At 36.9% G+C, this 25,136-nt stretch carries 23 protein-coding genes and 1 tRNA gene; 12 read left to right on the forward strand and 12 right to left on the reverse strand.

From position 1 onward, the window contains the following. Positions 1-113: 113 nt before the first annotated feature. The 8 genes from ABID23_RS06025 to rpmH form a co-directional block, all read right to left on the reverse strand. Positions 114-198 (reverse strand) — tRNA-Leu (locus tag ABID23_RS06025). Between the two features lie 110 nt (positions 199-308). Continuing rightward, on the reverse strand, positions 309-929 hold the full coding sequence (locus ABID23_RS06030; protein WP_354190313.1) for a 2,3-bisphosphoglycerate-dependent phosphoglycerate mutase: 621 nt from the start codon (positions 927-929) through the stop codon (positions 309-311). Between the two features lie 28 nt (positions 930-957). Beyond that, positions 958-1,770 (reverse strand): 4-hydroxy-tetrahydrodipicolinate reductase, encoded by an 813-nt coding sequence (dapB, locus tag ABID23_RS06035; RefSeq protein ID WP_354190315.1) that lies wholly within the window; start codon positions 1,768-1,770, stop codon positions 958-960. Between the two features lie 1,058 nt (positions 1,771-2,828). Beyond that, positions 2,829-3,521 carry a glutathione S-transferase family protein gene (locus tag ABID23_RS06040; RefSeq protein WP_354190317.1) on the reverse strand — a complete coding sequence of 231 codons (693 nt, stop codon included), beginning with the start codon at positions 3,519-3,521 and terminating at the stop codon, positions 2,829-2,831. 137 nt (positions 3,522-3,658) lie between these two features. After that, on the reverse strand, positions 3,659-4,306 hold the full coding sequence (gene yihA, locus ABID23_RS06045; protein ID WP_354190319.1) for a ribosome biogenesis GTP-binding protein YihA/YsxC: 648 nt from the start codon (positions 4,304-4,306) through the stop codon (positions 3,659-3,661). Continuing rightward, a complete protein-coding gene (yidC, locus tag ABID23_RS06050; protein WP_354190321.1) occupies positions 4,303-6,138 on the reverse strand; it encodes a membrane protein insertase YidC in 1,836 nt (611 codons plus the stop codon). Before yidC ends, yihA begins: the two co-directional genes overlap by 4 nt. Before the next feature lie 19 nt (positions 6,139-6,157). Continuing rightward, complete coding sequence (gene rnpA, locus ABID23_RS06055; RefSeq protein ID WP_354190323.1) at positions 6,158-6,520, reverse strand: ribonuclease P protein component; 363 nt, start codon at positions 6,518-6,520, stop codon at positions 6,158-6,160. Positions 6,521-6,650: 130 nt separating this feature from the next. Further along, positions 6,651-6,785 carry a 50S ribosomal protein L34 gene (gene rpmH / locus ABID23_RS06060; protein WP_354190325.1) on the reverse strand — a complete coding sequence of 45 codons (135 nt, stop codon included), beginning with the start codon at positions 6,783-6,785 and terminating at the stop codon, positions 6,651-6,653. 593 nt (positions 6,786-7,378) lie between these two features. Here rpmH and ABID23_RS06065 point away from each other — a divergent pair. From ABID23_RS06065 to ABID23_RS06090, 6 genes are all read left to right on the forward strand, one after another. Continuing rightward, on the forward strand, positions 7,379-8,473 hold the full coding sequence (locus ABID23_RS06065) for an Mrp/NBP35 family ATP-binding protein (protein ID WP_354190327.1): 1,095 nt from the start codon (positions 7,379-7,381) through the stop codon (positions 8,471-8,473). 860 nt (positions 8,474-9,333) lie between these two features. Beyond that, positions 9,334-9,480: a hypothetical protein gene (locus ABID23_RS06070; protein WP_354190329.1), complete on the forward strand. Its 147-nt coding sequence runs from the start codon at positions 9,334-9,336 to the stop codon at positions 9,478-9,480. Between the two features lie 72 nt (positions 9,481-9,552). Further along, a complete protein-coding gene (gene rsmI / locus ABID23_RS06075) occupies positions 9,553-10,440 on the forward strand; it encodes a 16S rRNA (cytidine(1402)-2'-O)-methyltransferase (protein WP_354190331.1) in 888 nt (295 codons plus the stop codon). Positions 10,441-10,462: 22 nt separating this feature from the next. After that, positions 10,463-10,831: a YraN family protein gene (locus ABID23_RS06080; protein WP_354190333.1), complete on the forward strand. Its 369-nt coding sequence runs from the start codon at positions 10,463-10,465 to the stop codon at positions 10,829-10,831. Positions 10,832-10,949: 118 nt separating this feature from the next. After that, positions 10,950-11,195, forward strand: a complete 246-nt coding sequence (locus ABID23_RS06085; protein WP_354190335.1) for a hypothetical protein — start codon at positions 10,950-10,952, stop codon at positions 11,193-11,195. A 43-nt stretch (positions 11,196-11,238) separates the two neighbouring features. Beyond that, entirely contained in the window at positions 11,239-12,030 is a 792-nt protein-coding gene (locus ABID23_RS06090) for a pyrroline-5-carboxylate reductase (RefSeq protein WP_354190337.1), read from the forward strand. A 1,025-nt stretch (positions 12,031-13,055) separates the two neighbouring features. Here ABID23_RS06090 and ABID23_RS06095 read toward each other — a convergent pair. The 3 genes from ABID23_RS06095 to ABID23_RS06105 all read right to left on the reverse strand — a co-directional run bounded on the left by ABID23_RS06095 (position 13,056) and on the right by ABID23_RS06105 (position 16,601). Then, a complete protein-coding gene (locus tag ABID23_RS06095; RefSeq protein WP_354190339.1) occupies positions 13,056-14,717 on the reverse strand; it encodes an electron transfer flavoprotein-ubiquinone oxidoreductase in 1,662 nt (553 codons plus the stop codon). Between the two features lie 161 nt (positions 14,718-14,878). Then, on the reverse strand, positions 14,879-15,799 hold the full coding sequence (locus ABID23_RS06100; RefSeq protein ID WP_354190341.1) for an electron transfer flavoprotein subunit alpha/FixB family protein: 921 nt from the start codon (positions 15,797-15,799) through the stop codon (positions 14,879-14,881). A gap of 55 nt (positions 15,800-15,854) precedes the next feature. Next, positions 15,855-16,601, reverse strand: a complete 747-nt coding sequence (locus tag ABID23_RS06105; protein ID WP_354190343.1) for an electron transfer flavoprotein subunit beta/FixA family protein — start codon at positions 16,599-16,601, stop codon at positions 15,855-15,857. A 563-nt stretch (positions 16,602-17,164) separates the two neighbouring features. Here ABID23_RS06105 and ABID23_RS06110 point away from each other — a divergent pair. The 3 genes from ABID23_RS06110 to ABID23_RS06120 all read left to right on the forward strand — a co-directional run bounded on the left by ABID23_RS06110 (position 17,165) and on the right by ABID23_RS06120 (position 19,896). Next, positions 17,165-17,977 (forward strand): hypothetical protein, encoded by an 813-nt coding sequence (locus ABID23_RS06110; RefSeq protein WP_354190345.1) that lies wholly within the window; start codon positions 17,165-17,167, stop codon positions 17,975-17,977. Between the two features lie 186 nt (positions 17,978-18,163). Continuing rightward, a complete protein-coding gene (locus ABID23_RS06115) occupies positions 18,164-19,084 on the forward strand; it encodes a sulfite exporter TauE/SafE family protein (protein WP_354190347.1) in 921 nt (306 codons plus the stop codon). 2 nt (positions 19,085-19,086) lie between these two features. After that, positions 19,087-19,896 carry a TIGR02186 family protein gene (locus ABID23_RS06120; protein ID WP_354190349.1) on the forward strand — a complete coding sequence of 270 codons (810 nt, stop codon included), beginning with the start codon at positions 19,087-19,089 and terminating at the stop codon, positions 19,894-19,896. A gap of 46 nt (positions 19,897-19,942) precedes the next feature. On the opposite strand, the gene ABID23_RS06125 is transcribed toward ABID23_RS06120, so the two are convergent. Beyond that, positions 19,943-20,218: a DUF6460 domain-containing protein gene (locus ABID23_RS06125; protein ID WP_354190351.1), complete on the reverse strand. Its 276-nt coding sequence runs from the start codon at positions 20,216-20,218 to the stop codon at positions 19,943-19,945. 652 nt (positions 20,219-20,870) lie between these two features. On the opposite strand from ABID23_RS06125, the gene ABID23_RS06130 reads away from it, so the two are divergent. From ABID23_RS06130 to ABID23_RS06140, 3 genes are all read left to right on the forward strand, one after another. Then, positions 20,871-22,502, forward strand: coding sequence for an ABC transporter substrate-binding protein (locus ABID23_RS06130; protein WP_354190353.1), 1,632 nt, complete (start codon positions 20,871-20,873; stop codon positions 22,500-22,502). Between the two features lie 225 nt (positions 22,503-22,727). Continuing rightward, positions 22,728-24,158 (forward strand): exodeoxyribonuclease VII large subunit, encoded by a 1,431-nt coding sequence (gene xseA / locus ABID23_RS06135; RefSeq protein WP_354190355.1) that lies wholly within the window; start codon positions 22,728-22,730, stop codon positions 24,156-24,158. Next, positions 24,136-24,762: a DNA-3-methyladenine glycosylase I gene (locus ABID23_RS06140; RefSeq protein ID WP_354190357.1), complete on the forward strand. Its 627-nt coding sequence runs from the start codon at positions 24,136-24,138 to the stop codon at positions 24,760-24,762. The genes xseA and ABID23_RS06140 overlap by 23 nt, the downstream gene beginning before the upstream one ends. Positions 24,763-25,136 lie beyond the last annotated feature (374 nt).

Raw genomic sequence — 25,136 nt, forward strand, 5'->3', positions numbered from 1 at the left:
AGGCATCCTATAGAGATGTGTTGCAAAATCCTATTCCCTCACTTTTATTTACGCATCCCTCACTTAAAAAAACATATGGAAAATCAATAAATTATTTTTGATAAAAAAAAGCATGGTGCCCGGAAGAGGATTCGAACCTCCACGCCTCGCGGCACAGGTACCTGAAACCTGCGCGTCTACCAATTCCGCCATCTGGGCTTAAAATTTATCTAAGCTTGTGAAGCAGTTCTGTCAATAAAATTATAAAGTTTATTTTTAGGTTTAAAGTGATTGGGCTGAATGCCCTATATTCACGACAATTTAGAAATTCAAAGTGTGATGATTTTCTTTGATGCAATTGTTGAGTCAGCATTGAATGTATAGATTATAGGAACAGCCGTTGCTAATTCTTGAGAGATAATTTCTTCACTATCGAGACCTTCTAGTGCCATAATAAGAGCACGAAGAGAATTACCGTGTGCTGCAACCAAAACAGTTTGAGAGCGTAAAATATGCGGTTGGATATGGTAAAGATAGTAAGGCCAAACACGTGCACCAGTATCGCGTAAGCTTTCCCCATTCGGTGGGGCTATCGTATAGGAGCGGCGCCACATTTGCACTTGTTCTTGCCCACATTGTTGGCGGACCTCATCTTTATTCAGACCAGAGAGATCACCGTAATCACGTTCATTTAATGCTGGATTTTTTATCAATTTCAAATCGGGTTGTCCCATTTGTTCTAAAATATGTTGCGCCGTCTTTTGTGCGCGCTGTAAGACTGATGTATAAGCGGTGTCAAATTTTAAACCAGCTTCTTTTAGTTTTTTTCCTGCTGCTATTGCTTCGGTATGGCCTTTTTCTGTCAGATCAGGGTCTTTCCAACCAGTAAAAAGGTTTTTGAGGTTCCATTCACTTTGTCCATGGCGGATTAATACAAGTGTGCGTTCCATTATGGATTTCCTATATTATATTGGCTGTTTAAAATGCATCGTCTAATCCCAAAACATCATGCATGGAATAGAGCCCATTTTTCTGTTTTTTTGCCCATAAAGCTGCTTTTAATGCACCATTGGCAAAAATAGAGCGTTCTTGTGCTATGTGTGAAAGAACGATACGTTCATTTTGACCAGCAAAAGTGACACTGTGGTCGCCAACAACTGTTCCACCTCGTGAACAGGCGAAGCCAATTGCACCCTTTTCACGTTTGCCTGTATGTCCATTGCGCTCGCTAATATTAACATCCTTCAATATTACATTGCGCCCTTTTGCTGCCGCATGCCCAAGAAGAAGAGCTGTTCCAGAAGGAGCATCTACTTTGTTAGCGTGATGCATCTCGAAAATCTCAATATCAAAATCATTGGCTTCTAATGTTTTGGCTGCTCTTTTTACAAGGTTTGCTAAAAGGTTGACTCCAAGGCTCATATTTCCAGATTTCACAATGGTTGTATGTTTTGCAAAATTTTTAATCTCTGTTTCTTCTTTTTTGCTAAATCCTGTTGTTCCTATAATATGAACAAGACCTTTTTGAGCTGCCCAGTTAGCATAAAATACACTGGCTTGTGGCTGGGAAAAGTCTAAAATACCTTCAGTTTTAGAAAAGGCACTTTCCGGATCATCAGTGATGCGAACACCAAGAGCGTTTGATTTAATCAATATACCGGCATCTTTATTTACAAAAGACGATCCTTTACGTACAAGAACGGCACAAAGCTCTACATCTTTTCTCTGCTGAATAGCTGTAATCAGCTCACGTCCCATTCTTCCATTCGCACCAACAACTGTAAGGCGCATATTTTTCTCCTTATGCTACTTTACTCGTTAGTATAAGCAAACTATTTCCTTCTTTCCAAGGGTTCTTTTCTTTTATAGAGGAAAATTTTTATTTCTTTCGTTATATGAAGGAATTGTTCGTCTACAGAAAAGCATGATAAGAAATACTGTTCATGATAAAGTAAATAATTTTCATGCTTTATATAATCAGCTTTTTAACATGAATTAGGTAAAATGGAGAATTACAAGTCAATATTACCATGTTATGTATTATATACTTGCCATTAACATTATTAAATTTTCTATACTTAAACAGTTTTTACGATTCAGCATGAAATGGATAAGATGATAGGATATTCTTGGCCATCTGCATTCGTTATAGATAAATGTAAAAAAATAATGCAAACGATCTCACTTATGCTGCAGCAGGATATGCTATCGGAAAAAATGAGTTTACATAAGCAAGGCAATAGAATGCACGTAAAATAATATCAATAAAAATAGCATTTTTATTGATATTATTAGGTCGTCAATGATGAAAATTCCTATAAAAATGCTATGAGAGAAGAAAAATATAATAAGTTAATGCCTAATAAAGTTTTTTATTTTAATACATAGCTTGAAATTGAACTTATTCATTACAATAAATATCTAAAAAATTAATAAAAATACTATCATAAAAAATTCACTTTTGGTTTTAAAGCGACATCATCAGAATTTATCACTCTTTATATAGTTTTAATTATTAATTTAGAAAACACTCATAATAAAATTGTAAGTACATGTAGAAATATATTTTCTATAATGTGAAAAACTTTTTTGGTAATATTTGTTTAACTAGTTGATTTAAAATAATAATTATTTTTTAGATATTGAATAAGCCCTCTAAATATCGTAGATCTTTCTCGTTTCAAATAGCTCTATGATGAATCGAACAAAACTATTTATGGGGATATGATAAGCTAAGTGACTGTATGAACTAAAATTACTTTAGAAAAGCATAAGAATATCTTTTATAAATCTATTGCAACAAAACGAGCTAACACTCCAGTGATGATGCCAATTTTTTAAAAAAGCGCTTAAAAATCAAGATCCGTGTAATGAGGGCTTGCTACAATTCCCCGAATGCGGTCTGTTAAAAGAGAGCGGAAAGAAGGGCGAGATTTAATTCGCGTATACCAGCCTTTGGCAGACGGGGATTGTTCCCAGTCAATTTCTCCCAGAAAATCAAGTACCGAGATAGAAGCTGCTGCTGCGAGATCTGCGTAAGATAATTGAGATCCCACTAACCAATCACGGGATGCACAGAGCCAGTTTAAATAGTTCATGTGCGGTAGGATATTAGCACGCGCATTGCGTAAGACTTGTGAATTTGGAGCGCCTCCACCAATAGCAAGTGGCATTTCACGTTTATAGATTCGTTCTCGTACAATATGGCGTGTTGCTTCAGATTCAAATTTATTTAAAAACCAGTCATTAAGACGACGGATTTCAGCACGACTTAAAGGGTTTTCTGAAAACAATTGATGTTCTTGTCGTAAATTCCCATGTGTTTCATCTAAATACTCATAGATAACACCGGCTCCCGATAATGGAACTTCATGTTCATCAAGAAGAACAGGAACTTGACCAGCTGGATTTAGTGCGAGAAACTCATGCCTTCTAGCCCATTCATGTTCTTCAATTAATTGAGCGGTAATGCCATATTCTCCAAGAACAAGGCGTATAAAGCGAGAAGCAGAGGATAGAGGCGAGTGAAAAAGTGTCAACATAATCTGCACTGTCAAATAGAGTTGATGAGAATCTTTCAAGTAATAGAAATTTTATAAAGGTGCTTTGCTAAGAGTACAAGTTGATTAGCAGAAGCTCGTTTTTATGCTTAATAAACTCTTAACAATGGAAATATATTCTATACGATAATTGTTTGCAAAATAGCCGTACGCAATTCTTCTAAGCCCAATGCTTTTTCTGACGATGTTACAAGAAGTTCAGGATAAGCCGCTGGATGTTTAAGAAGTTTTGCTTTTGTTTTTATAATCAATTGTTCAAGGTCGTTTGATTTTACTTTATCACTTTTAGTGAAAATGATTTGATAAGACACAGCTGCTTTATCAAGCAGATCCAAAATATCTGTATCGTTCTTTTTAATTCCATGGCGTGAATCAATCAAGACATACACACGTTTTAAAGTTGTGCGTCCTCGTAAATAGCTAAAAATCAAATCTGTCCATGAATCAACTATACTTTTAGGAGCCTTGGCAAAGCCATAACCTGGCATATCAACCAGCGCTATAGGGGGAAGATCTCCTGGTTTTCCACTAAAACCATCAGGTACAAAGTAATTAAGTTCTTGAGTTCGTCCAGGTGTATTGGAGGTGCGTGCCAAGTTTTTTTGTTGGAGGAGTGCGTTGATGAGAGAGGATTTTCCAACATTGGAACGCCCCGCAAACGCGATTTCTGGAGGACCTTCCGGAGGCAGAAAGCATATTTGGGGAACACTACGAATAAAAACCCAATGATCAGAAAAAATTTTCAAAAGGGGTGAATATTTTCTCATTCATGCACTTCTTTTTTTGAAGGTCTTCTCCACATAGATTTAAGATTATCGAAAAGCTCAATTTTAACACCTTGGCGCTTCATTATAATACCTTGCTGTATCATCGATAATATATTGTTCCATGCCCAATAGATGACAAGACCAACAGGGAAGGACGCAAGCATAAAAGTAAAAAGGACTGGCATCCACGTAAAAATCATAGCTTGTGTTTGGTCTTGTGGAGCTGGATTCATACGCATTTGTAAAAACATCGTTATCCCCATGATTAAAGGCCATGCACCAATCATAAGAAATGTTGGAGTTGTGTATGGTAAGAGACCAAACAAGTTAAAAATAGAAGTTGGATCTGGTGCTGCTAAATCTTGAATCCAGCCAAAGAAAGATGCATGGCGCATTTCAAGAGTAATATAGAGAACTTTATAAAGAGCAAAGAATATTGGAAACTGAACCAGCATTGGCCAACAACCGGCAAGAGGATTAATTTTTTGAGTTTTATATAGTTCTATAATTGCTTGTTGTTGTTTGTTTCGGTCATCTGGATATTTTGCTTTTATCTCCAATAAGAGCGGTTGTATAAGCTTCATGCGCGCCATAGATTTGTAGGATTTATTGGCGAGAGGAAAGAGAAGCGTTTTTAAGATTACCGTGACGAGAAGAATGGCAATACCAAAATTGCCTGTTTGCTTATAAAGAATATCAATGAGAGAAAACATAGGTTTTGTGATGAAATCAAACCAGCCCCAATCAATTAAAAGAGCAAATTTTTTTATTTTCAGGTCATTTTGGTAGTGATTTATAACTTCAACTTGTTTTGCACCAGCAAAAAGGCGATTTGTAATGGTTTTTGTTTCATTGGGGGCAATTGTTAAAGCTGTGCTGAGTAAGTCAGATTGGTAATGAGTTTGCAAGCGATCAAAATAAATAAAGCGGCTTGTATATTCTTTATCTTGTGGGGGAATAACGGCTACAGCCCAATATTTATCAGTAATACCAATCCAACCTCCTGTTACTTTAGAAAAAGTCATACTTTTCTGATTATTATCAGGATTGGGGTCAAGTTCTGCTAGATTTTTGTATTTCTCAGTTTTGAGTGAATCACCGGCAATAGCGATCATACCTTCATGAAGTAAGTAGGTTGCATTTGTATTTTCTGGTGGGGCAGCACGTGCAACGCGGGCATAAGACGAGATATAGATTGGTTTATCAGCCTCATTGTTAATAGAATCTTCAATGGTAAACATGTAGTGATCATCAACAGAGATCATACGACGGAAGGTTTGTCCTTGCCCATTATGATAAACTAAAGTAACGGGCGTTGAAGGCGTTAGCGTCGTATTAGTTCCTTCTATTTGCCATTGTGTGTCAGATTGCGGTAGAGCCTTTGCTGACAAAACTGCGCTTGTAAAACCAAACTCAGCAAGATAGGTTTCCGTGAATCCTTTGGGGTTGAGCAAAGCAATTTCGGGTGATTTTTTATCGACAGTCAGACGATACTTTTTGAGTCGAAGATCATCAAATTGCGCACCAACAAGATTAATGGAGCCTTCAAGTTCATTGGTTTTTATGGTAATGCGATTTGTTTTAGCCAATACAGCATTCCTGATTTCAGGAGTCATCTTGTGATCAATGATAGGGGCTAGTTTAGGTGTACCTGCATCAGAAAAATTTGTACTAGATGTAGAAGGTGTTGACTGTTGTTTTGACAATTGCTGTGTAATAATTTGTTTTTCTTGCAACTCAGCTTGTTTGGGGGCAACATGAAGAAACTGCCATGCAATAAGTACTACGAAAGATAATCCAATGGCGATAAAGAAATTGCGGTTATATTCCATTCATACTATCCTGTTGCCGTTATGAGTGTTGTGTTTTTGGTTTTATTCGTTGGTTTAATTCATTGATTAAAGATGCAAAAGACACATGAAGCACATCTGGACGTGCTACGATGACATAGTCGGTTCCTGCTTCCATGTTATTTGTCACACCAATCCTTACCGCCTCACGCAAACGCCTTTTGATTCGATTACGTTTAACAGCATTGCCGTTTTTACGTGTAACAGTAAATCCTACACGCACTACGAGAGGAAGTTCATTTTCTTCCGTTTTTTGACGGGACTTCACTTCGAGTAAAAATAAAGGACCACGCCGTTTTTCTCCTGTACGCACAGCCAAAAAATCCGCTCTCTTGCGAATGCGGCAAGGGGGTTTTTTCTTCATCAAGAGCGTTTCGCAATTTCAATAAATGCCTGCAAAAGCAGACATTGGAGGTTTATAACGAAAGCTTTACAACAGAGAAACAATAAAACGATTCAACTATTGTAAAAAAATAAATGGTCAAGCTAAATGCTTAAGCGGATAACCGCCTACGTCCACGAGAACGTCTCGCGGCGATGACTTTGCGGCCACCAGTCGTTGCCATACGTGCACGAAACCCGTGGCGACGCTTACGAATAAGTTTAGAGGGTTGGTAAGTACGTTTCATTTATTTAAATACCGCAGAGTACGGCCCTTCTTAATTCTATGAGCAGTTATGCTTCTAGATGTACAATCTTATCCCATCATACGATAGTTCATTCATAAGGAAAAATACAAAAAAGTCAATCTTAGATTATTTTTCTTCCCCTTTTAAAAATACAAAAAGCGTCATGATAATCAAAGTTTTTGTTTGTAACACTTTAAAAAAATAAGGAAAATAATTATTTATTACAGTAATAGAGTTATTCCTTTTTCAACATGAGTAGACCTTTAAGATATTAAAGAAGGCAAGGAAGAATCGTGAATTATGATTGCATAGCTATAATGAAAGTGCATTTATTTCAGCATAAAAAGTCGGTTCAATTTTGTTTCTTAAAAGCCTTTAGAGGTTGTTATGATAATGCATTATACGATAAATATATTTAATTGGAGTCTTATGACTTGAGTTTTTTTATTGTTTTAAAAGGGATATGATATAAGGCAGGTACATTTTATACTTCTTATAAAGCGTGAAGTCTTGAGGAGTTGCGGTGCCGTGTTTTTTATCCTTATTACTGTATTTTTAAGAATTGGTACACTAATACTGAGAGAGGAAAGAAAGTGAGCCCTATCACAAGCGAGGCTGTTCGCAACGCATTGCATAAAATTAAAGGACCAAATTTTGAAAGTGATATTGTATCATTGGGGCTTCTTTCGGAAATATTGATTGCTCATGGAAAGGTTTTCTTTTCTATTACAGTTCCAGATGGACGCGTGCAAGAATGGGAAACAGTCTGTCGTGCCGCTGAAGAAGTCGTATGTGCTATGGATGGGGTTGAATCTGCTGTTGTTACACTTACAGCAGAAAAAACTCCAAAGATTCCTTCTCAAGTGCGTAGAAGTACGGTTTTTTCTGGGCCTAAACGTGGAGCTGATAGGCTGCCTGTAAAAATGCCGGTAGAAGGTGTTCGGCATGTCATTGCAGTCGCTTCTGGAAAGGGGGGAGTTGGTAAGTCTACAATGGCAATAAACATTGCCTTAGCTTTGCAGGCCGCTGGATTTAAAACAGGTTTAATGGATGCCGATATTTATGGTCCATCTTTACCACGTTTAACAGGACTCGTGAACAAAAAACCACAATTCATTGATGGAAAAAAACTTCAACCCCTTAAAAAATTTGGTCTTAAAATGATGTCGATGGGTTTTTTGATTGAAGAGGAAAAACCAGTGGTGTGGCGCGGCCCCATGGTTATGGCGGCGGTGACACAATTGCTGAGAGATGTGTTATGGGGGACACTTGATGTTTTAGTGGTTGATATGCCACCGGGCACTGGAGATGCACAACTAACACTTGCTCAACAAGTACAATTAACGGGTGCATTAATTATTTCTACGCCGCAGGATCTAGCATTAATTGATGCGCGTAAAGCAATAGAAATGTTTATGAAAGTCAATATCCCTATTTTAGGGCTTATTGAGAATATGAGCTATTTTATTGCTCCTGATACGCGCAAACGCTACGATATTTTTGGTTATGGTGGTGCGCGCGCAGAAGCGAAACGTCGAAATGTTCCATTCTTAGCAGAAGTACCACTTGATGCAATTTTACGTTCGTCTTCAGATGATGGTGTTCCCATTTTTGTGGCCAAACCTGATGAAGAATACGCTCAAATTTATCGTATGATTGCTGATCAAATAAAAAACAAATTTCTTTAAGATTTTGCCTTTAATTCTTGCTTTTTGTGCTATTTACAAAGAATGTGAAACAAGACCTTTGGAGTACTGCTTTTTTTATGTTTATGAAGCAGTGAGCTAACATTATTATTGTCTTTTTTACTTTGTCATATTGTGTTTTTTTAGCATTAAAATACGTATATATTAAGCATGCATGGGAATCTTTTAAAAACTTTACTGTAGTATACAAGCGCGATAGTCTCTTTGTTTTTATAGAGCGTTTTTTTATGTTGCATGCAAAGACTTGAAATGAAAAGATTGGCAAGATTGGCATAGCAGTTAAAAATATACAAACCTATAAATTATTTTGATCAATTATTCTGCAACACTAAGGGCTATAGGGCGAAGCAAAGATACCGATATTAGTATAAAAATACGCTACAATTAAAGCAACATTATATCAAATGTGATCTTAAAATCATTGATTGAAAAAACAATATATTCAAAAATAAAATGATATTTCATGCTATTGAAAATTATTTTTTGAATTTTTTTGCCTTCATTTGATTATTGTGAAGCGACTGAAAAGAGTACAGCATGAGATGTTTTGGTGTGAATGATATATTCAAAGAAATTACAGGGAATGGCTGTTGTTGGAAGATGTTTTATGTTTGTTTGGTGGGGTATTTTTAAATGAATAGGGTTTATTGAAAACAGATGATAAGAATAATTTGAAAGATGTGGTTCTTATTGCAGAGAAGAGAAGGCATAAGATGTAGCAATGAGAGGCGCTTTTCTTACCTTTAAAGTAAAGAGTTTTGAGAAAATGGTAGGGGATGGTGTAAGGGGTATCCTGATGATTGATTTTACTGATAGTGCAATCATGATGAGCAAAATGTGTTATGGCACAGAGAAAGGCTAAGAAGGTTGCAAAAAGCGTTGATGAAAAAGTCGTTGATGGGGAGCAGATGATTGGAGCAAGTCATCTTGTGGTGACATGTATCATAATTGCGTGGTTTATTTTTGAGTGGGGAAAAGAAAACTGGTAGAAATGAGCGATATTCGCGGATAAAGGCTTTGGTAAGAGTTGATGAAGAGGGGGCTAGTTATGAAAGAAGAGTATGAGTGAAAAAGCATATTTTATAGGTTCTCATGCTTATGCTGCACCTGCCATAGAACCGGCATTATATCTTGTGGCAACGCCTATAGGAAACCTTGCAGATATTACTCTTCGTGCTTTGCAAGTGATTGCAGGCGTGGATATTTTAGCTTGTGAGGATACGCGGGTGACGCGTGTTTTATTGGAACGTTACGGTATTAAGACTTCTCCCTTTCTTTATCATGAACATAATGCACAAAAGGCAGGACCAAAGTTATTAGCCGCTTTATTAGAAAATAAAAGTGTAGCACTTGTATCCGATGCTGGAACACCACTGATTTCTGATCCTGGGTTTCGTTTGGTTGAAGAAGTGCGCAAAGCTGGTCTCAAAATTATCCCAATTCCTGGTGCATCTGCACTTTTAGCTGCTCTTATTGCGACAGGGCTTCCCACGGATAGTTTTTTCTTTGCGGGTTTTTTGAGTGCGCGCAAGGCACAACGTCAAAAGCGATTGGAACAATTAAAAAATATTCCTGCGACCTTGATTTTTTATGAATCGCCGCATCGTCTTATTGAAACTTTAAAAGATATGATTTCTTTTTTTTCAGCTGATCGTCCTGCGGCCGTTTGCCGTGAACTAACAAAAAAGTTTGAAACTGTCGATGTTTCCAATTTAGGTGCTTTGTTTGAAAACTATAGAAAACAGGACCATATTCGGGGTGAGATTGTTGTTCTTGTGGGAGGAGCGCTCTCTTCTTTAGAAGTGATGAGCGGTCAAGAAATTGATGAAATGTTATTAGAATTGGCACGCACACACTCTGCGGCTAAAGCGTCTGCTTTTGTGGCAAAGAAAACAGGTTTAAAAAAGCAAGACCTTTTTCAGCGGTTGAATTTTTTGAAGGAGATGTAAGATTTTAAAAAGGGGGCGTTTTATGCAAAAAGAGCGCAAGCAAAAATCTTTTCGTCGCGGTATTCGTGCAGAAAAATGGGCTGCTTGGTGGTTGCGATTCAAAGGATTTTATATTGCTGAAATTCGTTTTAAAACAAAACGTGGTGAAATTGATCTCATTGCGCGGCGTGGAAATCTTATTTTAATTGTTGAAGTAAAAGCGCGCTCGACGCTCGCTGAAGCAATGTCTGCGGTTTCTCGGGTGAATGAAAGACGCATTGAGGCAGCTACTGACATTTGGCTCGCACGACAAACAGATCGTGCTTTTTTATGTGTACGTTTTGACTTGATTGCCATTTTGCCTTGGCGTTGGCCACAGCATATTCCTGCCTTTTTTACATCTGATCAATAGGGGATTATACTATTTTAGACATATATATTGTTATAGATATAGTAGATGAAAAACATTTTTTTATATACACATGAGGTAGAAAAATACATAATAATGTGAGCGCTATGAGGAGCGAAGTATGGATGATTATGAAAAGTTTGCAACAGGATTGTTGATTGTTTTTGGAGCATTGATTATTGGTAGTTTAATGGCTATGCATATTGTATTAATGAACAAAACAGGTTTTTTGTTTGCGTTATCTGCGGCTATTCTTGGGTGGTTTTCTGCTTTTGCGGTTCTTTTTGATAAGCCAAAAGTTTATTTAGGGTTGATTATTCTATCTATGCTATGTGTTGCTTCTTCAATTAGTATTTATGTGAGTTAAATATATGGACTGTTCGTTGAACTTGTAAAAGCGAGGAGTAAAAATGAAAGTTGGCTTTTTAGGCACAGGTAAAATCAGTGCTTCAATGATTGATGGTCTGATCATGAGTGCTTTTAATATTTCTTCGATTGTCGTTTCGCCGCGTAATGCGCAAAGTGCAGAATGCCTTGCACAGAAATATGATAAGGTTATTATTGCTGAAAACAATCAGGCATTGCTCGATATGAGTAATTGTGTTTTTGTTTGTTTGCCTAACCAAATTGCAGAAGAAGTCTTGCGTTCTCTTCGCTTTCGTTCTGAGCAACTTGTCGTTTCCGTTCTTGCTATGGCAAAAATGGCAGATGTTGAAAAGTGGATTAATCATAAGGTGTATCGTGCTGTTCCACTTCCTTTTGTGGCAGAATGTAAAAATTTAACACCAATTTATCCGGACCATCCGTTTTTACGCAGTTTTTTTGATGCTCTGGGGGGAGCGTTGGTATTGAGTGCGGAAGAGCAGTTTAATCTTTTTATGACGGCTGGCTCACTGATGGGGGTTTATTTTAATTTTATCGAGACAGCACATCAATGGTTTATGACACAGGGTTTAGAGAAGCAGCAATCAGCAGATTTCCTCGCTATGATGTTTGGAAATCTCACAGATGAAATGCGCAAAATTATGGCAACGAATAGTTCTCTTCCCCTTGATTTTGCATTGCTCGAGAAAGAGTTTTCGACGAAAGGGGGAACAAATGAACTTTTATCAAATTGTTTTTCTCTCCAAGGGGGAAAAAGTGCTATAATTACCGCTCTTGAGACAACTTTGCAGAAAATAAACTCTCCCTTTTCCTCTTAAAAAAGTTAGAGAAAGATTCTTTTGATCTCATAAGATGGATGGAAGTCTATTTATTCCATTTCTGGTGGAAATAAATCTATATGATTTTATTTATTATATCTTGTTTAAGGCAAAAGAGAGTAACATTCAGTATTTTATATAGTAATTATTTAACCTATAAAGAAAATATAGTATATTTATATTAAATAATAAAAATATATTTTTTATTTTATTTGTAATAAAAAGTATTTATTTGTATTTTACAAGAGGTGTGTATAAATAAACATAGTCGTTTGATAAAAAATGGATGCAAACAAGGCAAGGTGTTTTAAATTGCTAAGATAAATCAAGGATAGCTTCTCGTATTTTTAAATAGTCAAAATACCTTTGTCTTCATTTTATCATTGATTGATAAAAACGGAACCGCAGCGTATGATTTTTTGGATCAAAAGATCACATATGTTTGAGAGTGTTTTATGATGGCAGTTACGATTGCACAGAATTTAGAACAATAATTCATTATTTTGCATATTAAATATAGGCCTCAAATATCATACTGCTTCGATTTGTTTATCCTTGATCAAATAAAGATCTTTATACCATAAAGTTGACTGGTATATGCGAAAATTTTGAGAGGAGACAAAAATGCCTTTTATGAACCTATTTTAAATGTAAGATTTATCATTATGCTCTCAGTTTTTTAGATGTTATAACTGCTTTTGCATGAAATCAATTCATGAGAAGCATTTTTTACTCCTTTCCTTCTTTATTTTTATCCACACACTCATCTCGTTTATAATGTGCAAGCGAATGATTTGATTGTTTCAAGATAAGTAGATTTGAAATAAGAGAATCTTATGATATTCAAGGTTCTCATTCATTATGAAAAAAAATAAAATAGCGTTATAAATCAACTCACTGCTGAAAAATTATGCAGTGAAAAACATATTGGGAACTTGTAAATATAATGATGGCACCGATTTGTAACAATATGTGCGTTGAAGTTATCATGCGCGGTGCTGACCTTATCGCCTAATAAAAAATAATTACATATTGAGGTAAAGGGGCCCCTCACCACCTTGCGGACAGCGCCAATTGATATTTTGGTTAGGATCTTTGATGTCGCAGGTTTTACAATGAATGCAATTTGAAGCGTTGATCACATAGGTTTCCTGATTATGAGATTCTAGCCATTCATAGACAGCGGCAGGGCAATAACGGGTGGAAGGTCCTCCATAAATTGCATATTCAGAGTCTTTTTGTTTTTCTAATGAATCTATTTTTAAATGGCATGGTTGATTTTCTTCATGGTGCGTATGAGAAAGCGCAACACTGGAGAGGCGATCAAAGGTTACAAGGCCATCTGGTTTTGGGTAAGCAATGGGAACAAATTTGTCTGCTGGCTCAAGACATTCATAATCTGCTTTCCTATGGTGGAGTGTTTTAAATAAGGAAAATCCAAATAGCTGTTGCCACCACATATCAAAGCCGGCAAGCATAATTCCATATTTTGTGCCATACTTTGCCCAGAGTGGTTTGGCATTGCGCACTTTATAAAGGTCTTTACCAATGGGGCCTTTTCGCCAACGTTCTTCGATTTCTGTGACGTCATCATGTGTGCGTCCTTGCGCAAGTGCTGCAGCGATTTTATCGGCTGCTAATATACCAGATAAGATCGCATTGTGTGATCCTTTGATACGTGGAACATTAACAAAACCAGCAGAACAACCAATAAGCGCTCCACCGGGAAAGGTGAGTTTTGGTACAGATTGCCAGCCACCTTCACTGATTACGCGGGCGCCATAGGAAAGGCGTTTTGCACCTTTTAAGACTTCGTAGAGTTTAGGATGTGTTTTAAAACGTTGAAATTCTTCGAAAGGAGAGAGATAAGGATTTTTATAATCTAAATGTACGACAAAACCAACAGAAATGAGGTTCTTTTCTTGATAATAAAGAAAACCACCACCACCAGTATCTTTGTCTAAAGGCCAACCGGCAAAGTGTTGAACCAAACCAGGCTTGTGTTTTTGAGGATCAATCTCCCAGAGTTCTTTGAGACCAAGTCCAAATTTTTGTGGTTCACGGTTTTTGCTAAGATCAAATTTTTGTATCAGTTGTTTTGCAAGAGAGCCACGCGCTCCTTCCGCAATTAGTGTGTATTTTGCTAATAAAGCCATACCAGGCATATAATTTTTTCCAGGAGTTCCATCTTTGTTAAGCCCCATATCACCTGTAAGAACACCAATGATGGCTCCATTATCATTATGAATGGTCTGTGATATGGCAAACCCAGGATAGACTTCGACGCCAAGCGCTTCAGCTTTTTTGCTTAACCAACGGCAAACACTGCCAAGTGAAACGATATAACATCCGTGATTTGATAAGATTTTGGGTTGGAGAATATTGGGAAATTTTGTAGCATGTTTTTGTTTTAGAAAAAAAAACTGGTCGCTCGTGACAGGCGTTTTGAAAGGGTGATCTTGTTCATTTCTCCATTTAGGCAAAAGTGTATCGATGCCGATAGGATCAACGACTGCACCAGATAGAATATGGGCACCAACTTCAGCACTTTTTTCAACAACTGTGACAGAAAGCTCAGGATTTATCTGTTTCAATCGAATTGCAGCGGAAAGTCCTGCAGGTCCCGCTCCGACAATGATGATGTCAAATTCCATAGTCTCACGTTGATGATGTAAAGATGTTTCCATGGTTTATAAAGCTTTCTCCAGATCTGGAATGGCTTTGCAAAGATCACCTACACGGGTGTTACCAGCAGTTTGCATGAAACAATATTCTGAAAATTTCGCTCCAATAATCATCATATCAAATTTTATATCTTTATATTGATGATGTCGAGCTCTTTCATAATTTATAAAGCTTTCTCTAATTCTGGAATGATTTTGTGAAGATCACCAACAAGGGCATAATCCGCAATTTGCATAATGGGCGCTTCTTCGTCTTGGTTAATAGCAACGATAATTTGTGCGTCCATTATACCAGCTAGATGCTGGATTGCACCAGAAATACCAACGGCAATATAAAGCTCAGGAGCAACGATTTTACCCGTCTGTCCTATTTGCCAGTCATTAGGGGCATAGCCAGCATCAACTGCTGCTCGGCTGGCACCTAAAGCAGCTTCTAACTTGTTTGCAAGGGGGAGAAGAAGTGCCATAAATTGTTCTTGTGAACCAAGACCACGTCCGCCTGATATAATAACACGTGCTGAGGCAAGATTAGGGCGATCGCTTTTATGAGTGTCTGCTTTTATAAAAGAAGAAAGATTTGGGTTGGGCGCAGGTGTTATTGGTTTAATAGGAGCGCTGTTATTTTGTAATGGGGCTGGAGTAAAAGCAGCTGTACGAACCGTTATAACTTTTTGACAATCGCGGGCGCGTACAGTTTCAATAGCATTTCCTGCATAAATAGGACGTTTAAATGTATCTGGCGTAAGAACGGCAATAATGTCTGAAATTTGCATAATATCAAGAAGTGCTGCTACACGCGGCATGACATTTTTGCCAGTACTGGTCGATGCAGCCATGATCACATCATAATCATGTGCTAATTTGACAATTGTATTTGCCATAGGTTCTGCAAGATGGTGTGCTAAATAATCGGCTTCGGCAACAAGAACTTGTCGCACACCGGTGTATTTAGCACTGTTTTTAGCGATTTCTTGAACCTTTGTTCCACAAACTAAAATATCAATATCATCGTTAATTGCTCTCGCTGCAGTGAGTGCTTTTGCAGTTTCTTCTATATTTTCTTCGGCTAATAAAAGAATTGCCATAAGTTTTTACCCTTTAATATACAGTATTATTTTTTAATCCATCATTTATCAGATATTAAATGCAATTTGCTTGTTTTAGTGCATTAACCAGCTCTGTTACGCTGGTTATTTTCACACCGGGTTGGCGGTTTTGGGGCTCTTCAACACGAAGAACCGTTAAGCGCGCTTGCGTGTCTATACCAAGGTCAGAAAGAGCTTTTTGTTCAATAGGTTTCTTTCTTGCTTTCATAATATTGGGTAGAGAAGTATAACGCGGATCATTTAATCGTAAGTCGGCAGTCATAACGATAGGGAGCGGAAGGGAAAGAGTTTGAGTGCCATCATCAACTTCACGAATAACAGTTGCGTGCCCATTTTCTATGTTGAGGTGAGAAGCAAAAGTTGCTTGTCCCCAGTTAAGAAGTGCCGCAAGCATTTGTCCCGTTTGGTTGCTATCATCATCAATAGCTTGTTTTCCTAAAAAGACCATATCTGGTTTTTCTTCCTGAACAATAAGCTTGAGAACCTTAGCAATTGCTAGAGGTTCAAGGATTTTCTCTGTTGTTATGAGGAGTGCGCGATCAGCACCCATTGCGAGTCCTGTTCTTAAAGTTTCTTGTGCGGCTTCTGGTCCAATAGAAACCAGAACAACTTCTGAAACTTTTCCCGATTCTTTTTGGCGGATTGCTTCTTCTACCGCGATTTCATCAAAAGGGTTCATAGACATTTTGACATGAGATAGATCAACGCCTGTGCTATCAGGTTTGACGCGTATCTTGATATTATAATCAACAACACGTTTGACAGCGACAATTATCTTCATAGTAATCCTCTTTTTTAGTATGATGATAGTGACAATCATGAATAACCAAATTGTTTAGAATGGAATCTCATTCAAAACCGGTTTTTTCATTATATAAGCTTTCTTAAATTTGCTTGTACTTTTTTATCATGGTTATCTATTTTATTTTTTGATGTACTTTACATAATTATCACTTTCGTTTGAATAAAAATAACGCACTTTCATTGCTAATAAATCTCTTTTTCATAACTTTGTAAAAAGGTTTTAAACGAACTTAAAGTAAAAGAGATACGGAATAGTAAATGGTATCAGAATAGTAAAATGAGGATATCCTTTTTTCGTTCCGCATGCGCCGTTTATCATTGGTTGATAGAGATGTGATGGAAAAAGAGTGAAAAAAATTAGAAAATAACACTTTAACTGAAATCTTGAGAGCTATAAAACTAAAGCTTGAATATTTAAACCTTTTTGAAAATTCTTAAAGCTCTATTTACTAAAATAAAGCATAATTTCCTATTATTTTGCCGTTCTTTATAAAAAGTTAATAAGGCGTAGTGTTGGTGATAGGATGAGGGGTAGCGTTTTTGAATAGGAAGAGCTATACGAAAGAGCAGAGTGAGAAAGTCCCCCCTTCTTTTTTTGGTATTGAGAAAAATAAGGGGCGAGAGGTGCCTGCTGAAGTCACAATGTCGGATATTGCTAGAAAGTTACGCTCTGTTTATGCGCAAATGCAAATGAAGCATCCGTCCCGTCACTTGGCATCACAAAGTTCTATAGAAGAGAGTTTTAAATCTTACTTGGATGATATTAGCCGAGCAATTTTAGCCGAGCACTATATACGTCGTCAAAAAGAAAAAAAGCTTTTTGAGAGCTTAGAGCAGCTTAAAAGTCTTGTCCAGAGTTTGCATAGTGAAAAGAAAAGTCCAGAAAAATCGGCGGTGCCAGGATATACATCTCGTTCAAATTCATTTGATTCTGTTGTGCAGAAGCTTGCTGATATGCCAAAGGAAAGAGACCAAGAGTATTCTTCGCTTCATAAAATGTCTCATATTTCGAAAAAAAGTGATGCAAATCTCACTCAAGCAAATGTTAAAAATGTGTTGCAGAAAGAAAATAAAGCTTCTTTGTCAATGAGTGCTATAAACTCTTCTTCAAAAGAAGCAGAAAGGCTTTTTAAGCATTCTACGATAAAAGAAAAGCGCTCTGATATTCAAGAATCTGATCATGACATTGAAAATGATCACTCTTCTTCAAGTGTTCAATCTCGGAGACATTTTTTTGTTTTAGGTTATTATATTAAAAAAATTCTTTGGTGTTTTTTAATCATTGCATTTATATTTGTGATAACGTTATGCTCTTATAGTTTTTTTAAAGAAGTTCGCTTTTTTAATTTTTGATGTGGTAGCCCATAGATATGGGATGCGCATTCATAACTTTACAAAGATCTCTGTGAGATCTGAAACGGTATGTGTTGCATTTAGAATGATCTTTTAAATATGCAACAAAAATTATTGGAGAAGGGGATTCTGAGAGAAAATCTCTCAGGTTATTTAGAAAATCATATTATCTTGAAGGTTCTGTAAGTGAGTATTTATTTACCAATTGCTGAAATGTCGCTTAACATGCTGATCTTGATTGGCATGGGGGTTGTTGCTGGGTTTTTTTCAGGTCTTTTTGGTATTGGTGGTGGTTTTCTTATCACGCCTTTGCTGATTTTTTATAATATTCCCCCTGCTATTGCTGTTGGAACTGGAGCTAATCAAATGATTGCCTCATCTGTCACAGGGGCAATTATGCATTTTAGAAGACGTACTCTGGATATCAAGCTTGGTCTCTTTTTAGTTATTGGGGGAGGTGTTGGCTCTTTCATTGGAATTCAAATTTTTTCTGTTCTGAAAAAGTTAGGTCAATTAGATTTAATGATTTCTCTCCTCTATGTGATTCTTCTTGGAAGCGTGGGGAGCTTGATGATTATTGAAAGTTGGCGTGATATAATGCGTCAGCGTAAGGCAAAAAAAGTCAAGGTTCGTCTTGGGGGGAGACATAATTGGGTTCATCGTTTGCCATTGAAAATGCGCTTTCGGACATCCATGATATATGTTAGCATTATTCCAGTTTTAGGGATTGGTCTTATTGTTGGGTTGTTATCTTCTATCATGGGGATTGGCGGTGGCTTCTTTATGATACCGGCATTGATCTATTTGCTGCGTGTTCCAACCAATGTAGTGATTGGAACTTCACTTTTTCAGATTACATTTGTATCTTCTTTTACGACAGTTTTGCAAAGTGTGAGTAATCAGTCTGTTGATATTGTTTTGGCTTTTTTGCTCATGCTTGGGGGAAGTGTTGGTGCACAATATGGAACAAGAGCTGGACGAAAGTTAAAGGCTGAGCAATTGCGTATGGCTCTTGCACTTTTAGTTTTGATTGTGTGTATGCGCCTTGCTTTTCAATTATTTATACGCCCTGATAATCTTTTCTCTCTGGATATTCTAATGAGATAAAAATGGGTAGATTATTTTCTTTATGCACTTTTGTCGGTTATTTTTTTGTCGCCCCTTTTTCTGCTTGGGCACATTTGGGTGTAAAGTCGGCGCTTGTTGATCAAGTGAATCACGAAACAATCCAAATTATTGTAACAACAAATATGATTATGGTTGATACACGTTTTGAGGGGCGTGATCTTTATATTGCTGGAGTTTTAGAAAATATCGATCCGTTATATTCTCGACAAAACCGTTATGATATTGTTGTGAGTTTGGAAGGGCAAGCTCAGCCGATGGTTATGCGGGAAAAAAAACGTAATATGGGCGTGTGGGTTAATACAGATTCCCTTATTTTTAAAAATGTTCCTCTCTTTTATTCTATAGTCACAACGCGTGAGATTGGTGATATCGCTGGTATTGAAGAGTATAAACGCTTAAGCTTAGGCTTATCTCATTTATCATTGCAGACGGCTGAACAAGATCAGAGTAAAGTGAAAGCTTTTCGTCATGAACTTATAAAGCTGCAAAAAGCTAAAAATCTTTATCATGAGGAGGTGGGCGGCGTTCGTTTTGGTTCTGGATCGCTTTTTACAGCGCATTTTCGTTTGCCAGCAAATGCTCCTGTTGGGCATTATCAGGCTCGGGCTTATCTTTTTCGCGATGGGCAGTTTATTGATAGTGCGACCACGAATCTTGAAATTGTCAAAGCACATATTGCTTATACGATCTTTTATGCGGCGCATAAGTATAGCTTTTTATACGGTGTTGTTGCAGTAATTGTGGCTGTTATTACGGGGTTTTTATGTCGTCTTATTTTTCGAAAAGATTAATGTATTTGAGAAAAATAGAGTCCATAGAAAAGAATGAATAGGACATTTATTTTTTATTTAAAATACATAAAAAAAGAAAAATAGGCACAACAATAAGAGCCCCTGTCATGATGACATGAAAGAAGTTTGTAAAAGTTGCAAATCCTGTTTCCCAGAGATACTCTAAAAGGGACTTTGAAAGCTTTGTTATAGTTTTTATCAAATCTAGCGGTGTGTACCCAATAGCTTTCAGAAGAATACCAACGAGAAATGAAAAGATGAATAACTTTATAATAATGGGCTTTAAGTTGCCTCCAAGAAATTTGCGCAAAGAATTGGACATATGCTCCCTTATATTTATTTTGATATATTCTGTTCTTATATGATCAAAGAATAGTGTTCTTATTATAAAGGGAAATAACTTTTTTGTTATTTTTTGCGCATTTTCTGCCTTACTATATTATGGTAATTTTTATTCTTTTTCTAAATTCACTGTGTTTTTTTATATTAAAATTAAAATAATTGGTTATAAATACAAAAATAATATAATCTCGTAAGTTTGGTGTTTTGTATAATGATGAAATTTTGAGTGTATTCAAGGTTATTCATTGTGATTAAATACTATCTGTATTATGAAATTTCATAAAAACGCTCTGCTAGAAAGAGATTAAGCCTTCTAATAAAGGCACTTATATAAATTCTAAGATTGAAAAAATGGTTCATGGTTTGAGAAGTAATAAAAACGATGAAATAGATGACAGTGAATGAAGATACACTTAGTATTTTGGGAAAAGAAATGTTTTTTTAGAAAATGAAAAGAAAAAACGTATAAAATCTTAAATAAAAAAGATATTTCTTTGAAAAAAACAAGTCGTTATAAAAAAGTTTCTGATTTCAAAGTTTTAATATTCCCTTTTTAAATAGAAGATTCTAAAGTCTGATTTTATTATTGTTACGTTGTTTATCTATACAATAACGTTTAAAAGGAAAAATCTATGAACTTGAAAAGAAAAATATTGAAAAGCAGCAGCCCTTTTGTTTCTGCTTTTCTTGCTATGGGAATATTTGCGCAGCCATTATCAGCAAAAACGCCTGCTGATACTTTGGTGATGGGCTGGAATCTCGATTCAATAAGTACATTTGATCCGGCGCAAATCAATGACCGTTATGGTAATGAAATTCTTGTCAATGTTTGTGATAATTTAGTTGAACCAGCCAAAGACAATGCAGCTAAACTTGTTCCTTCCTTGGCAAAGAGTTGGGATGTTTTAAGTGATGATCAACACACGGTTATTACTTTTCATTTGCGCGATGGTTTGAAGTTTAATGATGGTCGTCCTGCAGATGCCAATGATCTTGTTTGGAGCATGAAGCGGGTTGTTAAATTGAAGATGGCTGCTGCGGCGACATTTAATGAATATGGTATTACAGAACAGAATGTTAATAAGGCTTTTCAAGCACCGGATGAGAAAACAGTTGTGATGGAATTTGATAAACCTTATCCAGCAGAGCTTCTTCTTAGCCATTTTTCCACTACTCGTACTCTTGCCTTGCTTGATCGTGAGACAATCATGAAACACGAACAAGATGATGATATGGGAAATCGGTATTTGATGAGCCATTCTGCTTGTGTTGGTCCTTATATGATAAGCCGCTGGCGTTCTGGAGAAGCTCTTTTGTTGCATGCAAGTTCCAATTATTGGGGAGAGGCACCTAAGCTAAAAAAGATTTTAATACAGCATGTTGCTGAACCAGGAACACAACGTTTATTGTTGCAAAAACACGATATAGATGTTGCACGTAATTTGATGCCAGAGGATTTAGCAGATCTCCAAACAACAACAGATATTAAAGTTGAAAGAGTTTTAGAGCCATCTGTAATCATGTGGGGGTTCAATGTGACAAATCCAATTTTTGCCAATGAAAAAGTGCGTTTAGCGATGCGCTATCTTATCGACTATGAGGGCCTTGGAAAAACTCTTTTGAAGGATGCTGGTATTCCGCGTGCAAGTTTTCTGCCTCTTGGGACTTTTGGCGCTTTGAATGAAAAAGAAGGACAGCCTTTTAAGCTTGATCTTGAAAAAGCAAAGCAGCTTTTAACAGAAGCAGGTTATCCAGACGGTTTTGAGGCGAGCATTTTTGCAGGAGCATCACCTTATCCTTTTGCTTTACCTATTGCGCAGTCACTCCAAGATAATGCAAAGAAGATTGGAGTGCGCTTTACAATTGAACGTTTTGTAGGAACGCAGTTACTTTCGAAACTGTCTACACGTGCCTTTGATACGATTTTTTACGGATGGAATAATGATTCTGCGGATCCCCATACAATGGCTTCACGCCTTATTTACAATCCTGATAATCGGTTTGAGGCGAAAAATACAGGCTATGCTAGTTGGTGCCAGGGGTATTTTGATAAAAATATGAATCAAAAAGTTCAAGATGCATTGTTTGAAAAAGATCCACAAAAACGGGCACAAATGTATGCTGATTTGCAACGTGAACTTATGAAAAAAGGACCCTATGCTTTTATTTATCAGACATATCACACGATAGCTATGACACCTGATGTCAAAAAATGGGTTTGGAATAGTGCACCACGTATTTTTTATAGTGCAATTGAAAAATAGACATTTATCAAAAAATATAAATATAAAAAGAGTATAATTTTGCATCTTCGACGCTTTGCATAAGGATAAAGCCTTTTTAAGGTGTCGAAGATCTTTTGTTAGGAGTGAGAGTTGTTTTTATTGAATGGAATTTCAAGAAGCGCACTTTTAAAGTGAAATCGCTTTTGTCGATAAAGTATTTTCTTTATGTTAAGATTCGATATACGAACCTGTGTGAATTGAAAAATGGAAAATTTGTTTTACAAAAAAACAGGGGCAACGAATGTTGTAGAATTTACTGTTTCTGAAATATCTGGTGCTTTAAAGCGCGTTGTTGAAGAAAAGTTTGGTTATGTGCGGGTGCGGGGAGAGATATCAGGTTATCGTGGTGCACATGCTTCAGGTCATGCTTATTTTGCCTTAAAAGATGATAAGGCAAGGCTAGAAGCTGTTATTTGGCGCGGTATTATGGAAAAACTTAAATTCCCTCCTGAAGAAGGAATGGAAGTGGTTGCTGTTGGTAAACTGACAACTTATTCAGGGTCATCAAAATATCAAATTGTTATTGAAGCTCTTGAACCGACAGGGGTTGGTGCTTTGATGACTCTTCTAGAGAATCGTAAGAAAAAGTTTATCGACGAAGGCTTATTTGATGAAGCCAAGAAAAAACCTTTGCCTTATATGCCCAGAGTTATAGGGGTTGTAACATCACCAACGGGTGCTGTCATTCGCGATATTATTCATCGTATATCAGATCGTTTTCCTTTGCATATTTTAGTTTGGCCTGTACGTGTTCAGGGGGAGACGAGTGGGAGGGAAGTGGCTGCTGCTATTGAAGGTTTTAATGCGCTTCCTTTCGGAGAGCTTATTCCAAAGCCCGATCTTATTATTGTGGCACGGGGAGGAGGAAGCTTAGAAGATTTATGGGGATTTAATGATGAGGCAGTTGTTCGTGCTGTGTATGCATCTGTCCTGCCAGTTATTTCGGCAGTTGGTCATGAAACGGATTGGACTTTGATTGATTATGTCGCTGATTGGCGAGCTCCAACTCCTACAGGAGCAGCGGAGAAGGCTGTTCCTGTTAAGCTTGATCTCGAAGTCTATGTATCGTCTCTGGGGGCACGTTTGCGTAAAGGGATGGTCCGTTATTTTGATTTTCATCAACAAAAATTGCGTGCGATTGTGCGAGCCCTCCCAACTGCTGATCAACTCTTCGCTTTCCCAAGGCGCGGTTTTGATGAAATTTCAAGTCGATTACAACGTGCTCTTTGTGTGAGCTATGATAAAAAGCGTTTTTATTTTCATGCACTTGGTGTTCGTCTCACGTCGCGTTTACTGAATACTGAAAAAGCACAACATGCTACAAAGGAGTTTACGGCGCGTCTTCACCGTGCTTTTGTGCGTCATGTGGAAAAGCGACATGCTCAGGTAGAGGTTGCTTGTAGACTTTTAAGAAGCACTTCGTATCAAAATATTTTAGAGCGAGGCTTTGTTTTGGCTTTGGGGCAAGATAATAAACCCATTAAACGATTGGTTCAGTTTCCTGAGACAGGGCAAATAAATTTACGCTTTTTTGATGGTGAGATTGATGTCTCGACGCATGATCATGTTCCCAATAAATCTTCAAAACTTAAACGGTTAAAATCGAAGCAAGATGATCAAGGAACACTCTTTTGATAAGGTCAATACGGCACTTGATGAAGGGCTTCTCGTGGGAGCGGATGGGAAAGTCCGTTGTTCATGGGCCGGAACGGATCCACTTTACTGTGCTTATCATGATAATGAATGGGGCAAGCCTGTTTTTGATGATGACTGTTTGTTTGAAAAAATCTGTCTTGAGGGGTTTCAGGCAGGGCTTTCTTGGTTTACCATTTTAAAAAAAATCTCTGCTTTTCGAAAAGCATTTGATTATTTTGATTTTGAAAAAATTACGCATTATGATGAAGTGAAGCTGCAAATGTTGATGCAGAATAAAGGCATTGTTCGTCATCAAGGAAAAATCCGATCAGTATTGAATAATGCCTTTAGAGCGCAAGAAATTATAACAGAGTGGGGCAGTTTATCCCATTATTTTTGGTCTTTTCAACCACCACAATCAGAGCGTTATGAGAAGATAGATTTCCAGACACTTTTGGCTAACCCCATAACACCTGCTTCTCTTCGCCTTTCTAAAGATCTGAAGAAGCGTGGTTGGACATTTGTTGGTCCGACTATCTGCTATTCTTTTATGCAGGCAACGGGAATAGTAAATGACCACCTTGAAGGATGTTTTTTTCGATAAAGGATACGGCTGTTTCTTTTATTGAGCATGATTTATATTAAATACCGATAAGTGATGGAATATAGAAAAATATATTCTCATTAAAGGGAAGATTGAGAGCCTATTTAGCTTGTAAAGAAATAGCTTTTAGGCACTTAAGAAGCTTGCTCTTTATAGCATAAATTAGCTTTTATATTATGCTACTAAGATTGATGAAAATTGATTTATAAAATAAACACGCCACCTTTATAAGTAAATTAAATAATTTTATATTTAAAAATATCATTGTTCTATTTATTATAGGAAGCAAGTTTGGCAAATGGCAATGTGTTTTTTGTGCTTTATTGAGGGGGAGTTGAAAAAGAAAAGAATAATTGTGTATTGAGGGGATATTG

It is taken from the genome of Bartonella silvatica (assembly GCF_040545155.1).
GTDB lineage: Bacteria > Pseudomonadota > Alphaproteobacteria > Rhizobiales > Rhizobiaceae > Bartonella > Bartonella silvatica.